Raw genomic sequence first — 12,764 nt, 5'->3', positions numbered from 1 at the left:
AGATTCATGCACGTGTGGCCGTATTAAATAAATTTACAGATTTAGGTCGACCTCACACCCAAGTTGCCACTTAAATTTAGATAACTTGGAAGAAGTTTAGCTTTTGAATGTTTGTGCAACAAAGCCCCCCGCATATGTAAGCCCTACTATGTACAGACCAAAGGTAAAGTTGAACGCTTTAATGAATACCTCAAATCGAGACTATATTAATGGCTCAACTAACACCATCTGACGCTGCTATCGGATTCCCTAACCGCTCTGAGGATCAACTACAGCCTAAAAAACTGGCAAGCACTCTGGCCGCTATCTGGTTGATGGTAACTTACCAATCAACATAAGAAGCATTGCTTCATAAGGGATCTAAAATCAGATGTGTTCCAGGGCCTTGGGACGTAATAACTAGTTATTTGCTGGCTCGATGAGCAGTTGTCAGCGAGCAGCTAATATCATACACCTGATTCAGTCAGCAAAGCTGAATGGACTGGATCCGCATGCCCAATTAAGTGATGTGCCGAAAAGGTTGCCGATACATAAAGTGACCCAGATTGAAGTATTACTTCAACACCGATGGAAACCCAACTCAAATTAAAAAAAGCTATGGGGTTTAGCGAATGCTTACAGAATAATGTTGATTTAAGCTGCTTACCATTTGCTTACCAGAATCTAAAAACAAAAAAACCACTTAGGATTAGTACACCTAAGTGGTTGTTTTATATGGTGGGCCCAGACAGACTTGAACTGTCGACCAACGGATTATGAGTCCGCTGCTCTAACCAACTGAGCTATAGGCCCTAATATACTGAATTTGTTATATATCAACAAGTTCAGGCGAAATGAATACTAGCGAAGATTTTTTCAAAAGACAAGCTTTTTCATACATGGTTGTACACTATCCAAACAATCGGGAAAATTTAGATCATCAAACTGACATATCAGGTCTTTCACGATCTTTGAGTTACATACTAAGACTCAAAAGTACTTATAAATACTAGAATAATAAAATTTAATTAAATTGGATAAAAACTAAATACCGGCTTTTTCTTTTTTTCGTGACTCAATGAAAAACTCAACAATTGACCAAATAACCACCAAAACAAAGAGAACGATTGCACATAAAAAAGTCGGAAGATAAGCCATTTTAACAATCCTGAACTTTGTTAAACCAAAGTTAAAGTGTGAAAATGCACACTTTAGTCTTAGACCAAAGTCTAATCTGTCATTTCGTTTATGAATAGTGGTATTTTCATTTTCACCATATTTATTTTCTATTTGATTAGATTTAAAACATCTTAGTGTTCTATTTTTACCCTCTCCTTGTTCAACTGATGAGGATTCAAAACGACTCATAAAAGTGGTAAGTGCAATCAAGTAGGACTTGACTCAAATCGCAAACAAGCAGACATTAGCCTCTTTAAAAAACACTTGTATTTTTATGCTCATGTTAAAAAAATTCATTGGTGAGTCTGCGTTTAAACTCGCAGGCTGGAAATATCATGTAGAACCAAACGTTTTGGAAGATAAGCAAGTCATTATTGGATTTGAACATACTTCTATGTTGGATGCTGTCTTGTCACTGGCGATTTTTCAAATCTACGATATGAAAATCCATACTCTGATTAAAAAAGAATTATTTAAAGGGCCAATGAAGCCCATACTCGAAGCCATTGGTGGTATCGCAGTCGATCGTAAGTCAAATAAAGACATTGTGTCTCAAATGGTTGAACACTTTAGCCAAAATGAAAAATTCAATTTAGTCATTGCACCTGAAGCGACACGTGCCAAAACAGGTGAAGTACGTAAACCTATTCGTACTGGATTTTGGCATATTGCTAAAGCAGCAAATGTCCCTATTGTGCTGATGTACGCGAACTCAAAAACTAAGCAAGGCGGTATTTTTGGAAAAATCTACCCAACAGACCTAGATCATGACTTAGTGCTTATTAAAGCACTTTATAAAGAGCATGTTGGTTTAGATATTGAGATTCCTGAACCTAAGACTGCTGCACAATAAGGTCGTTTAATTAACCTAAAAGAATGTGAAAACCCTATTCTTTTAGGTCTCTGTGAGTGTTTCCCAACAGTTAATTTTTAAAGTGAACTGCCTCATAGGGTAAATTTTAAATAACTGGCTTTATTTCAAACAATTTTAATTCTTTTTTTGTTTGTTCAGGCGATTTTCAGAAAAACACCTACTTTCGCATAAAAAAGTGCTTATGGTAGAATTTGCACAATTTGATAGGCACAAAGCCAATCTACAAGGAGCATATTTCGCATGGCGGGTCATTCCAAGTGGGCCAATATTAAGCATCGTAAAGCAAAACAAGATGCTAGCCGTGGTAAACTTTTTACCAAATTTATTCGTGAATTAACAACTGCTGCAAAGCTTGGCGGTGGTGATGCTGCAAGCAACCCACGTCTTCGTGCAGTTGTAGAAAAAGCGCTTTCTGTAAATATGACACGTGACGTCATCAACCGTGCAATCCAACGTGGTGCCGGTGGTGAAGATAACGATGATTTAAAAGAAATTACCTACGAAGGTTATGGTGTTGGTGGTGTTGCAGTTATTGTGGAAACCATGACTGACAACTTAAACCGTACTGTACCGGATGTCCGTCACTGTTTCTCAAAAACAGATGGTAACTTAGGCACAAACGGTTCAGTTGCTTTCTTGTTCACAAAGCGTGGTGAGATCACTTTTGAAGATGTATCTTTAGAAGATAAAATCATGGACGTGGCACTTGAAGCAGGTGCTGAAGATATCGAAGTGGATGAAAATGAAATCTTAGTCATTACTACACCTGAATCTTTTGGTGACGTACAAGATGCTTTAACTGCTGCAGGTTTAAAATCGGACAATGCTGAAGTGGTCATGAGCCCTTCAACTAAAGCCGAAATCACCGATATCGATCAAGCCAAAAAAATTATGAAAATGATTGATATGCTGGAAGATTTAGATGATGTACAAAACGTATATACCAACGTTGAATTCTCTGACGCGGTATTGGCAGAATTAGACGCCTAATCTACTGCTTTATAAAAATGCGTTCTCAAACATAACTTTGAGAGCGCATTTTTTATGGCTGATTGAATACACTTTCAATAAATTTTGCTTTTTTAGATCGATATTCATCCATCGTTAAATATTGGCTGTCTTGTTTTAATTGGTTATACGCCGTCACTAATTTTTGATTTTCCAACAAACGATCACGAAATATCAGAAAACTTTGCCACCGAGCGTTTTTCACGACCAATTGAATAGTAACATCATCCTGCTGTAGCACCTCTAACATACACAGCTGATGTACTCTTATTGTCGCTGATAATATGCAAACTTTTGAAAGTAGGAAGCCTAATACTCATTAGACTCATACAAGTTCAGCGTGACTTAGACTTTGCTCAACAAACCACTACAGTTAAAAACGTTATATTCTTTAATCACAAAGCTTGAGTGCAGTGCCACCACATGTTCGATTTTACCAATGCGTTTGAGTAAAATATCACTATAGTTTTCCATATCTCTTGCCACAACTTCAACGATAAAGTCTGCCGACTGCCCTGTCACTAAAAAGGCATTGGTCACTTCAGGAATATTTTCTAGCTCTTCTAAAAACTTGGAAAAAGTGTCGGTATCGTGCTTGCTCAAAGATACTTGGAGTAAAACATGTAGACTAAAACCGAGCTTTTGATAGTTAATATCACGCTTAACTTTGGTCATAATGTCGTTATCAATGAGGTGCTTAATGCGACGATGTACTGAACTGACCGATAGATTAATACGCTCTGATAATTCGTTTAGATTGATATCTTCATTACTTAAAATTTCTAAAATTTGCTTATCAAAACGATCTAATTCCATTATTTAACTCTCATGACAACTTATGTTTATAGGTGTTTATTTTATATTAAGCATTTCAAATGAAAGATAAAGCTTATTTGCATTTTTTTTCATATATTTTGAGATTGATAAAAAGATATCAGCTTTTTCAAACAAAGAGTGCCATGATCTTTTACAAAGTTGCAAATCAACTGAGAAAATTTCTATTTAGCTTATATAAATCATGATATTGAAAATACAAGAAAGGCAAAGGCTGTCTGTGTCACACATCACCTTTGCCTTGTTTGGCTTAAGCTTATTTTAAACGCCGCGCCAGTCGACTCGAGCATTGCGCTCGGTTTGATAGACTCTTAAAACATACTGCCCCAAGGGTAAATTGGTTAAATAGGTTTTATAAGTACTAAATTCTTCAGATAGACTTTCCTCATGGTCTTTTTCCCAAGGTGTCCCTTTAATTTCCAGCACAGGCGCCAACATCGAACACACAGCAATATCGGCCAAACCTAAACGATCCCCGACAAAGTAACGTCCATGATTAGCAATTAACTTCTCATTCAATACTTCAATTAAACGCTGCATTTCAGCTTTGGAATGCTCTATTTTCTCTGCATTCAACTCATAGCCTTTCGACATCAATGTTTTCATTAAAGGTTTGGTGTATTTTTCAAATTTACGTAAATACCCCTTTTCGCCCAACATAATCTGTAATGATTGATCGTTATCGGACAATGCATGTGCCAACCCCCAACGACGGACATGCAATCCCAAATCATTGGCTAACGTATTAACATCTAAAGCCTCTTTACGAAGCTGTGCTTCATTACGTAACAGTCGATGTTCTGGATAACGCTCATCAAGATATAGTGCAATCTCGGTAGTATCAGCGACCCATTTGTCCTGATCACGCAAAATAGGCAGTTTATTTTGACCGGTCTTTAACTGTGCAAATGCCCGGTGAACCCCAGGCACCACATTTTGTGCGACAAAATCTAGCTCTTTATGATCGAGCAACCAGCGAGCTTTCTCACAAAAATGAGATAAAGGAAACTGGTATAAAGTTCTCATAAATGCTCCACATTTATTTTTCTATTTTGGCTTTTCAGAAAAGCCATCTATTTCAGTTGGATACTTTAGTCACTGTATTTAGGATTTACAATGTACTTTTTACTCAAAACTGCCTAGCAAATGTTCAACAGCCTTTATCAAATTTATACATTTTTTTCTCTACAATATCTCAAATCTTGATAAATAAGACTTTGATCATCCCATTCAGCCCTCAGTTAAATTAGTTATTCCTTATTTTTCAAATACTTAAAATATCATCTAAATGTTTAAACTTAGCATATTTTATTTTTAACTTTTTAGCTGCTAAGTAATTCAAAATCCTTCATTTAATCATTCAAGCAATCCCAAGTAGCGTATAGGCATTAAGTAAAGGTGCTTTTATGTCTCATACACTCTCTAAAAATATTCACGTGATACAAAATGATCAGGATGCGATTAATGCAGCCTATCATGTCGCTGACTTTGCCTTAGAAGGTCGGGATCAACGTGATCAGAACCGTCAGCTTCCTTTTGCTGAGGTCGAGTTATTTAGCCAAAAAGGATTAGGCGGTATTCGTATTCCTCAAGCTTTTGGAGGCGCATTTGTTTCCAACAAAACCTTAGCTCAGGTTTTTCGCATTATTAATAAAGCCGACTCAAGTGTCGGTCAAATTCCACAAAACCAAATTGCGCTGCTCAACATGATTGATCTCTTGGGCAGCGAACAACAAAAACAGTTTATTTTTAATGAAATATTAAACGGTAAACGCCTTGCCAATGGCGGCCCCGAACGAAACACCAAAGACACTAAAACTCTGAGTACAACATTAAGCATGGAGAATGGTCGTTACTATGTCGATGGTGAAAAATTCTACTCTACAGGCAGTAGCTTTGCCCATTGGTTAGCCATTAAAGCCATTCACCCTGAAGGATATGTGGTACTGACTATTGTTGATGCCACAGCACTAGGTGTGGAAGTTATCGATAACTGGAATGGTTTTGGTCAGCGTACAACTTCAAGCGGTACAGTAAAATTACAGCGGGTTGAAGTCGATCCACTACTTATCTTTGATGAGCGGAAACTGGTTGAAGACGTCAATTACCGTGGTGCTTTCTCGCAGTTAATGCAAGTTGCGATTGATGTCGGTATTGCAGAAGCTGCATTTGAAGATACTTTGTCAGCAGTTAAAAAAGCCCGACCAATTGTCGATGCGCAAGTTGAGAAAGCCAGTTTTGAACATTACACCTTACAAGAAGTCGGCAAATCCGCAGTCCTGTTAGATGCCGCTATCCTACTGCTCGATGAAGCTGCTGAATATTTAGATGAGCTCGACCAACTGAGCGTTGTCAGTGCCGAACAAGCAGCTAAAGCCTCTATTTTAGTCGCTGAAGCAAAGGTCTATGCCAATGATGCTGCACTACAAATTTCTGAAAAGCTCCTAGAGCTTGGCGGCAGTCGTTCGAGCCTAAGCCAACATAATTTAGATCAACATTGGCGCAATGCACGTGTGCATACCTTACACGACCCGATCCGCTGGAAGCTGCATGCACTGGGTAACTACTATTTGAACAACACTTTCCCTGCTCGCCACGCTTGGATTTAAGGAGAACGTCATGACTTCATTTCAACCTATTCTTCCACTTCAATCCCAAAACGCGGCATATGCACATATTATTCAAAGCGATGCCGAAGCCTTAGAAATTGCCAAAAATTTAGCTGAGCAGTTTAAACAACAGGCTATCCAACGCGATGCGGAACGTATTTTGCCTTTTGAGGAAATCGAGACCTATAGCCAAACTGGCCTTTGGGCCATTACTGTACCTAAGGAATTCGGGGGAGCCGATGTTTCCAGTTATACTGTCGCACAAATTATTGCGCTAATGAGTGGTGTGGATGGTTCGATTGGACAAATTCCACAGAACCATTTCTATGCCTTAGAGGTTTTACGTAATAACGGTACTGAACAACAAAAGCGTAAACTCTATGCAGAAGTGCTCAAAGGCGCTCGCTTTGGTAATGCCTTGGCTGAGTTTAAAACTAAAAATGCAACACAAAAACAAACTGCACTGAGCCAAACGGAACAAGGCTATGAGGTCAATGGTGAAAAGTTTTATTGCACGGGCAGCCTGTTTGCAGACCGCATACCGACCTTAGTCAAAGATGCCGATGACAAAGAGCTTCTGGTCTTTATCCCACGGAATAACTCAGGACTAGAACTGATTGATGATTGGTCAGGTTTTGGTCAACGTACCACAGGCAGCGGGACAGTCAAATTCAATCATGTCGCTGTAGATGCAGAAGATATTGTTCCTTTCGATACCGCTTTTTCTAGGCCGACTCTGGTTGGGCCTTTTGCACAAATTATGCATGCTGCAATTGAAACGGGTATCGCACGTGCTGCTTTTGAGGAAACACTGGTTCGTGTGCGTCAGGCTCGGCCATGGATTGACTCTGCTGTTGAACAGGCAACCGATGATCCTCTAACTCAGTTTGAACTAGGACGCGTGGTTGCCGATGTGCGTGCCAGTGAAGTCTTACTCAAACAAGCAGCTCGCTCAATCGATGCAGCACGTCCTAATCCAACCATTGATAGCATTGCAAAAGCTTCTCTCGATGTAGCGAAAGTTCGTGCACACAGCACAGAAACCGCTTTAAAAGCCGCTTCGAAATTAATTGAACTAGCAGGCAGTCGTGGTAGTCAGCGTGAAGATGGCTTAGACCGTTTTTGGCGTAATGCCCGTGTTCACACGCTACATGATGCGTCACGTTGGAAATATTACTTCATTGCCAATTATCTTCTTAACGGTGTACTTCCGCCACGCAGAGGGACATTGTAATGACACTATCATCTCAAAATAACAAGCCGAAGCAAATCATCCTGAATGCCTTTGATATGAATAGCGTAGGTCATATCAATCATGGTTTGTGGACACACCCACGTGATGAGTCACATCGTTTTAATGAGCTCAGCTATTGGACCGATTTGGCGCAAACTTTAGAACAAGGTTTATTTGATGGTTTATTTATCGCCGACATTACGGGTGTCTACGATGTTTATCAAAATGGTCTGGATTTAACCCTAAAAGAGTCAATTCAACTTCCAAGCCATGACCCAAGTACACTCGTTTCTGCAATGGCTGCCGTTACACAGCACTTAGGTTTTGGTGTCACTGTAAATTTGAGCTATGAGTCGCCTTATCAGTTTGCACGGCGCTTTGCGAGCCTCGACCATCTAACAAACGGTCGTATTGGGTGGAACATTGTCACGGGTTACTTAGACAGCGCAGAACGGTTAATTGGTCAAAAAGGTTTAAAAGATCACGACTTGCGTTATGAACAAGCTAAAGAGTTTCTCGAACTTTGCTATAAATTTTGGGAAGGTTCTTGGGAAGACGATGCCGTACAAAAAGATAAGTTAAACCGTGTCTTTACCGACCCTTCAAAAGTTCACGCCATACAGCATCAAGGCAAATTTTTCCAAAGCCAGGGCATTTTTCAAGTTTCTCCATCTATTCAGCGCACGCCTGTACTTTATCAAGCGGGCGCTTCAAGCAAAGGCTTAGCTTTTGCAACTCAACATGCTGAAGCCATGTTTATTGGTGCTGACACACCTGAAAAACTTAAACAGCAAGTCGATAAGATTCGTGCGCTTGCATTAAGCCATGGTCGTGATGAACAAGCCATTAAACTCTTTGTCGGCATTAGTGTAGTGACGGCAGAAACGGATGAACTCGCACAAGAAAAACTCGCCGAATATATTCGCTATGCCAGTCCAGAGGCAGGTTTGGCTCATTTTTCCAGTTCAGTCGGAATTGACTTGGCACAGTTCACAGATGATGAAGCGATTCCTTATAAACAAACCAATAGCATTGCCTCGGTCAATAACAAATTTAAAGAGCAAAAAGTTACGCGAGCGGATTTAAAAGCCCAGCATGTACTCGGTGGACGCTATCCACTGATTGTCGGGAGTGGAAAAACTGTAGCAGAAAAACTCATTCAGCTCTTAGATGAAACTGGCGTAGATGGCTTTAATCTCACACGAACCGTTGCCCCAGAGTCACATCAAGACTTTATTGGTTGGGTCATCCCAGAATTACAAGAGCGTGGCCGCTATAAAACCGCCTATGAAACAGGTAGTTTACGCCACAAATTATTCGTTCAAGGTGACCGACTGACCGCAAACCACCCTGTACAGCAGTATCGATGTCAAAGCTCGAACCCTGATTCTAAAACACAGCAAAAACAAACCGCATAAATTTTAAAATACGAGAAATATCATGGCTCAAACTGCAAAAACAAAATTTACCGTTATTGGGGTAATTGTCGCTGCCATCGTCATTGCACTGGTGGCTTGGTCTTATCATAAAAAATCGAGTAACTCTGAATTGGTGATTGGGATCAGCCCACCCTTTGCCAACCCCTTAAAGGTGGCTGTGGAAGAAGCAAAACAGCAAGGTATCAACGTCAAACTGGTGGAGTTTTCGGATTGGAATACCCCCAATATTACTCTCAATCATGGTGATATTGATGCTAACTATTTTCAGCACCAACCCTTCTTAGATAACGCCATCAAAGAAACTCAATTTAAACTCAAAGCACTGGATAAAGGCATCACCACACACGTCGGTTTATATTCAAAAAAGTATGACTCGATTGCTGCGATTCCTGAAAATGCACGTACAGTTATTCCAAATGATCCAGTGAATCAAGGTCGTGCGCTATTACTGTTACAACAGGCCAAATTGATTAGCTTAAAAGACCCAAGCAATCATCTATCTAACCTGCAAGACATTGTCAGCAATCCTAAAAAGTTGCAGTTTATTGAAGTTGAAGGTCCACAAACTGCACGTGCCGTTGATGATGCTGACTTGGTTTTTAGCTATCCACATTATTTACGTCTTGCAAAAACCATCGACCCAAATGATGCCCTCATCTTAGATGACAACACCAATACCCTGTATTCGATTTTATTTGTGGTGCGTGACGACTACCAACAGCAACATCCAGAGAAAGCCGCGCAACTTGAAAAGTTCATCAAGATTTATCAAACATCAGACAAAGTTAAACAGACTTTGAATAGTGAAATTGGTGAAAAACTTTGGTTCCCGGGTTGGAAGTGAGTATAAGCCATGGCGCAATCTTTCACTCAAAATCGAAAAAAATGGCTGATTGGCTTAAGCATCATCGTGACAATTTTTGCTCTAGCAGGTTACCGCTATAGCAAAAGCTATGCACAAGATGATGTCTTAACGATTGGCATTAGCCCACCTTATGCAGAACTGCTGCAAAGCGTAGCAGATGAGGTAAAAAAGCAAGGCATTCAAGTCAAACTGGTTGAATTCTCGGACTGGCATGCGCCAAATGTTGCTGTGCAATATGGTGACATTGATGCCAACTTTTTTCAGCAAAGTGTCTTTCTGAGCAATGCGATTCGCGAAACAAATTATGATCTGCATGCATTCGCCACAGGAACAGGAAGTCATGTCGGACTGTACTCAAAAAAATATAAGTCCTTAGATGCACTACCAGCTCAAGCACGTGTGGTCATCCCAAATGACCCTGTGAATTCGGCGCGTGCACTGATTTTACTGCATCGTGCAGGTTTGATTCAGCTCAAAGATATCAACAATGAATTGTCTACCGTAAACGATATTGTGAGCAATCCTAAACAACTTCAGTTTATTGAAGTAGAAGGCCCACAAACTGCCCATGCGTTTAATGATGCCGATTTAATTTTTGGCTTCCCGCATTATTTAAAAATGGCCAAGGTCACAGATCCGCATCATGCCCTTTTTCTTGATCCGATAGACAAGAAATACGCCATCTTATTTGTGACACGTAAAGACTATCCAGACCAAAACCAAAAACTTACGGCCTTTGTGCAAGCATTTCAAAACTCAAAACACGTTCAAGAGATTTTAGATCGTGATTTTGGCCAAGGTCTGTGGTTTGAAGGCTGGAAATAAGGAGAAAAAGAATGGTCAGCTTTGGTTCTCATGTGGATTTTTCAATTCCACATATCAAAATTCGTAACTTAAACAAACACTATGCAGTACAAGGTCAAACTGTACATGCACTCAAAAATATTGACCTAGACATCCCGACAGGGAAAGTGTTTGGCATTATTGGCAAAAGTGGTGCAGGTAAATCTTCCCTGCTCCGCACCTTAAATGGTTTAGAAAGTATCAGTGAAGGTCATATCCATATTCATCAACAAGACTTGGCGGCATTGAGCCATGCTGAGCTGATTCAGCTCAGCCAACGCATTGGTATGATTTTCCAGCATTTCAATTTAATGTCTGCCAAAACAGTCTATGAAAATGTCGCACTGCCCCTCAAAGTGGCCAATTATCCCAAACAAGACATCGAACAACGTGTCAACGAGGTTTTACAGTTGGTCGGGCTGAGTGATAAGGCACAGCATTACCCATCACAACTGTCTGGCGGCCAAAAGCAGCGTGTCGGCATTGCTCGTGCATTGGTCCACCATCCTGAAATTTTACTCTGTGATGAAGCGACATCTGCACTTGATCCAGAAAGCACCTCTGTGGTGTTGTCGCTACTCAAAGAGATTAATCACAAACTGGGTATTACCATTGTATTGATTACCCATGAAATGCAAGTGATTCGGGAAATCTGCGATCAGGTCGTGGTCATCGATGCTGGTGAAATTGTGGAATCAGGCGAAGTTTGGTCGGTGTTCTCTCAACCCCAGCAAGACATTACCCAAGAACTACTGAATCTAGAACAACTCGATTTGCCTTTTCGCTTAAATGCTGAACCTACGCAGCTTGATACACATGCCATTTTCAAAATTCGCTTGACGTCAGATGCGCATCATCCACCTGACTTAAAAAAGATTTTGGAGCACTTTCCACAAACTGTGCATTTATATCAAAGTCAGGTCGACACCATCCAAAACCATTTAATTGGAACATTGGTTATTGCTGTTCCTACACAGGACTTAGAAATTCAATCGCTACGACAAAAACTAAAAGCGCATGTGACACATGTAGAGGTACTGGGCTATGCACGACCAACTCATTGATTTATTACTGACAGGCACCATCGATACCTTAATCATGGTCGGTGCATCCGCATTTTTTGCCTTGCTCCTTGGTCTGCCAATGGCAGTGGTTCTAGTGAGCACCTCTGAGCATGGCATTTATCCTTCTAAAAGTATTAACCATAGCTTAGGCTGGTTGGTAAATATTACCCGTTCTGTTCCCTTCCTTATTTTGATGGTGGCCCTCATTCCACTCACACGTTGGATTGTCGGCACCAGTTATGGTGTTTGGGCAGCAGTTGTCCCTTTAACCTTGGCGGCAACCCCTTTTTTTGCACGGATTGCAGAAGTCAGTTTACGCGAAGTAGATCAAGGTTTGATTGAAGCTGCGCAAGCTATCGGCTGTAATCGCAGTCAAATCATTTGGCATGTGTTGTTACCTGAAGCGCTACCAGGAATTGTCGCGGGTTTTACCGTGACCATTGTGACCATGATTAACTCCTCTGCCATTGCAGGTGCCATTGGTGCAGGTGGTTTAGGCGATATTGCCTATCGCTATGGTTATCAGCGTTTTGATATGCAGATCATGTTGGCCGTGATTGTCGTGCTTGTAATTTTGGTGATGTGTGTGCAAGCAATTGGAGACAATCTGGCAAATCAACTCGATAAAAGGAAGGTTTAATCCCATTTCCCATATAAAATAGAGCTCTATACTGTACATTTAAGTTTTTTAGCCCCTCCTTTTTCTGAGGAGGGTGTTTCAATATGAAGTTCACGCCATTTTCATGAAAGACTCCAGTCCTTACATAGACAATGATCTACATGCAATGGATCTCTTAAATCTAGTTCCTTTATTAAAAGAAAAGGCTTAAATGAGG

The 12,764-nt window shown here is 40.4% G+C and carries 13 protein-coding genes, 1 tRNA gene and 1 pseudogene; 10 read left to right on the top strand and 5 right to left on the bottom strand.

All coding sequences use genetic code 11. From position 1 onward, the window contains the following. Window positions 1-222: 222 nt before the first annotated feature. Window positions 223-589: pseudogene (locus HYI04_RS16985) on the top strand (transposase domain-containing protein); the annotation flags it as partial. A gap of 126 nt (window positions 590-715) precedes the next feature. Here the strand turns inward: HYI04_RS16985 and HYI04_RS14020 are convergent. Both HYI04_RS14020 and HYI04_RS14015 read right to left on the bottom strand, forming a co-directional pair. Further along, window positions 716-792, bottom strand: a tRNA-Ile gene (locus HYI04_RS14020). A gap of 231 nt (window positions 793-1,023) precedes the next feature. Further along, window positions 1,024-1,347: a hypothetical protein gene (locus tag HYI04_RS14015; RefSeq protein ID WP_035330454.1), complete on the bottom strand. Its 324-nt coding sequence runs from the start codon at window positions 1,345-1,347 to the stop codon at window positions 1,024-1,026. A 91-nt stretch (window positions 1,348-1,438) separates the two neighbouring features. Between HYI04_RS14015 and HYI04_RS14010 the strand changes: the two genes are divergently transcribed. Both HYI04_RS14010 and HYI04_RS14005 read left to right on the top strand, forming a co-directional pair. Further along, window positions 1,439-2,011 (top strand): 1-acyl-sn-glycerol-3-phosphate acyltransferase, encoded by a 573-nt coding sequence (locus HYI04_RS14010; protein ID WP_029575008.1) that lies wholly within the window; start codon window positions 1,439-1,441, stop codon window positions 2,009-2,011. Window positions 2,012-2,272: 261 nt separating this feature from the next. Then, on the top strand, window positions 2,273-3,022 hold the full coding sequence (locus HYI04_RS14005; protein WP_010326591.1) for a YebC/PmpR family DNA-binding transcriptional regulator: 750 nt from the start codon (window positions 2,273-2,275) through the stop codon (window positions 3,020-3,022). Between the two features lie 52 nt (window positions 3,023-3,074). Here HYI04_RS14005 and HYI04_RS14000 read toward each other — a convergent pair whose 3' ends face one another. The 3 genes from HYI04_RS14000 to HYI04_RS13990 all read right to left on the bottom strand — a co-directional run bounded on the left by HYI04_RS14000 (window position 3,075) and on the right by HYI04_RS13990 (window position 4,900). Further along, on the bottom strand, window positions 3,075-3,290 hold the full coding sequence (locus HYI04_RS14000) for a GrpB family protein (RefSeq protein ID WP_010326590.1): 216 nt from the start codon (window positions 3,288-3,290) through the stop codon (window positions 3,075-3,077). Between the two features lie 95 nt (window positions 3,291-3,385). Then, window positions 3,386-3,856 carry an Lrp/AsnC family transcriptional regulator gene (locus tag HYI04_RS13995; protein WP_004693423.1) on the bottom strand — a complete coding sequence of 157 codons (471 nt, stop codon included), beginning with the start codon at window positions 3,854-3,856 and terminating at the stop codon, window positions 3,386-3,388. Window positions 3,857-4,135: 279 nt separating this feature from the next. After that, entirely contained in the window at window positions 4,136-4,900 is a 765-nt protein-coding gene (locus tag HYI04_RS13990; RefSeq protein ID WP_010326589.1) for a glutathione S-transferase family protein, read from the bottom strand. 380 nt (window positions 4,901-5,280) lie between these two features. Between HYI04_RS13990 and HYI04_RS13985 the strand changes: the two genes are divergently transcribed. Genes HYI04_RS13985 through HYI04_RS13955 form a run of 7 tightly spaced genes read left to right on the top strand, consistent with a single transcriptional unit; the run spans window position 5,281 to window position 12,568 of the window. Beyond that, window positions 5,281-6,483 (top strand): SfnB family sulfur acquisition oxidoreductase, encoded by a 1,203-nt coding sequence (locus HYI04_RS13985; RefSeq protein WP_010326588.1) that lies wholly within the window; start codon window positions 5,281-5,283, stop codon window positions 6,481-6,483. Between the two features lie 10 nt (window positions 6,484-6,493). Then, window positions 6,494-7,717, top strand: coding sequence for an SfnB family sulfur acquisition oxidoreductase (locus tag HYI04_RS13980; RefSeq protein ID WP_058952060.1), 1,224 nt, complete (start codon window positions 6,494-6,496; stop codon window positions 7,715-7,717). Continuing rightward, the gene (locus HYI04_RS13975) at window positions 7,717-9,135 is read left to right on the top strand and encodes an LLM class flavin-dependent oxidoreductase (RefSeq protein ID WP_178896302.1); all 1,419 of its coding nucleotides are present in this window, start codon (window positions 7,717-7,719) and stop codon (window positions 9,133-9,135) included. Before HYI04_RS13980 ends, HYI04_RS13975 begins: the two co-directional genes overlap by 1 nt. A gap of 22 nt (window positions 9,136-9,157) precedes the next feature. Next, the gene (locus tag HYI04_RS13970; RefSeq protein WP_178896301.1) at window positions 9,158-10,000 is read left to right on the top strand and encodes a MetQ/NlpA family ABC transporter substrate-binding protein; all 843 of its coding nucleotides are present in this window, start codon (window positions 9,158-9,160) and stop codon (window positions 9,998-10,000) included. A gap of 9 nt (window positions 10,001-10,009) precedes the next feature. After that, window positions 10,010-10,846, top strand: a complete 837-nt coding sequence (locus tag HYI04_RS13965; RefSeq protein WP_178896300.1) for a MetQ/NlpA family ABC transporter substrate-binding protein — start codon at window positions 10,010-10,012, stop codon at window positions 10,844-10,846. Between the two features lie 11 nt (window positions 10,847-10,857). Further along, a complete protein-coding gene (locus HYI04_RS13960) occupies window positions 10,858-11,928 on the top strand; it encodes a methionine ABC transporter ATP-binding protein (RefSeq protein ID WP_178896299.1) in 1,071 nt (356 codons plus the stop codon). Beyond that, complete coding sequence (locus HYI04_RS13955) at window positions 11,909-12,568, top strand: methionine ABC transporter permease (protein ID WP_010326583.1); 660 nt, start codon at window positions 11,909-11,911, stop codon at window positions 12,566-12,568. Before HYI04_RS13960 ends, HYI04_RS13955 begins: the two co-directional genes overlap by 20 nt. The last annotated feature ends 196 nt before the right edge of the window (window positions 12,569-12,764 follow it).

Origin of the sequence: Acinetobacter sp. SwsAc2 (assembly GCF_013391465.1) — a bacterium.
GTDB lineage: Bacteria > Pseudomonadota > Gammaproteobacteria > Pseudomonadales > Moraxellaceae > Acinetobacter > Acinetobacter johnsonii.
This window is presented reverse-complemented; position numbering and strand designations above follow the sequence as displayed.

Excerpts from the sequence above, each read along its gene's own strand:
- HYI04_RS13955 (WP_010326583.1), top strand. The coding sequence starts at position 11,909 with ATGCACGACCAACTCATTGATTTATTACTGACAGGCACCATCGATACC.
- HYI04_RS13980 (WP_058952060.1), top strand. The coding sequence starts at position 6,494 with ATGACTTCATTTCAACCTATTCTTCCACTTCAATCCCAAAACGCGGCA.
- HYI04_RS13975 (WP_178896302.1), top strand. The coding sequence starts at position 7,717 with ATGACACTATCATCTCAAAATAACAAGCCGAAGCAAATCATCCTGAAT.
- HYI04_RS13995 (WP_004693423.1), bottom strand. The coding sequence starts at position 3,856 with ATGGAATTAGATCGTTTTGATAAGCAAATTTTAGAAATTTTAAGTAAT.
- HYI04_RS13990 (WP_010326589.1), bottom strand. The coding sequence starts at position 4,900 with ATGAGAACTTTATACCAGTTTCCTTTATCTCATTTTTGTGAGAAAGCT.
- HYI04_RS14010 (WP_029575008.1), top strand. The coding sequence starts at position 1,439 with ATGTTAAAAAAATTCATTGGTGAGTCTGCGTTTAAACTCGCAGGCTGG.
- HYI04_RS13960 (WP_178896299.1), top strand. The coding sequence starts at position 10,858 with ATGGTCAGCTTTGGTTCTCATGTGGATTTTTCAATTCCACATATCAAA.
- HYI04_RS14000 (WP_010326590.1), bottom strand. The coding sequence starts at position 3,290 with ATGTTAGAGGTGCTACAGCAGGATGATGTTACTATTCAATTGGTCGTG.
- HYI04_RS13965 (WP_178896300.1), top strand. The coding sequence starts at position 10,010 with ATGGCGCAATCTTTCACTCAAAATCGAAAAAAATGGCTGATTGGCTTA.
- HYI04_RS13970 (WP_178896301.1), top strand. The coding sequence starts at position 9,158 with ATGGCTCAAACTGCAAAAACAAAATTTACCGTTATTGGGGTAATTGTC.
- HYI04_RS13985 (WP_010326588.1), top strand. The coding sequence starts at position 5,281 with ATGTCTCATACACTCTCTAAAAATATTCACGTGATACAAAATGATCAG.
- HYI04_RS14005 (WP_010326591.1), top strand. The coding sequence starts at position 2,273 with ATGGCGGGTCATTCCAAGTGGGCCAATATTAAGCATCGTAAAGCAAAA.
- HYI04_RS14015 (WP_035330454.1), bottom strand. The coding sequence starts at position 1,347 with ATGAGTCGTTTTGAATCCTCATCAGTTGAACAAGGAGAGGGTAAAAAT.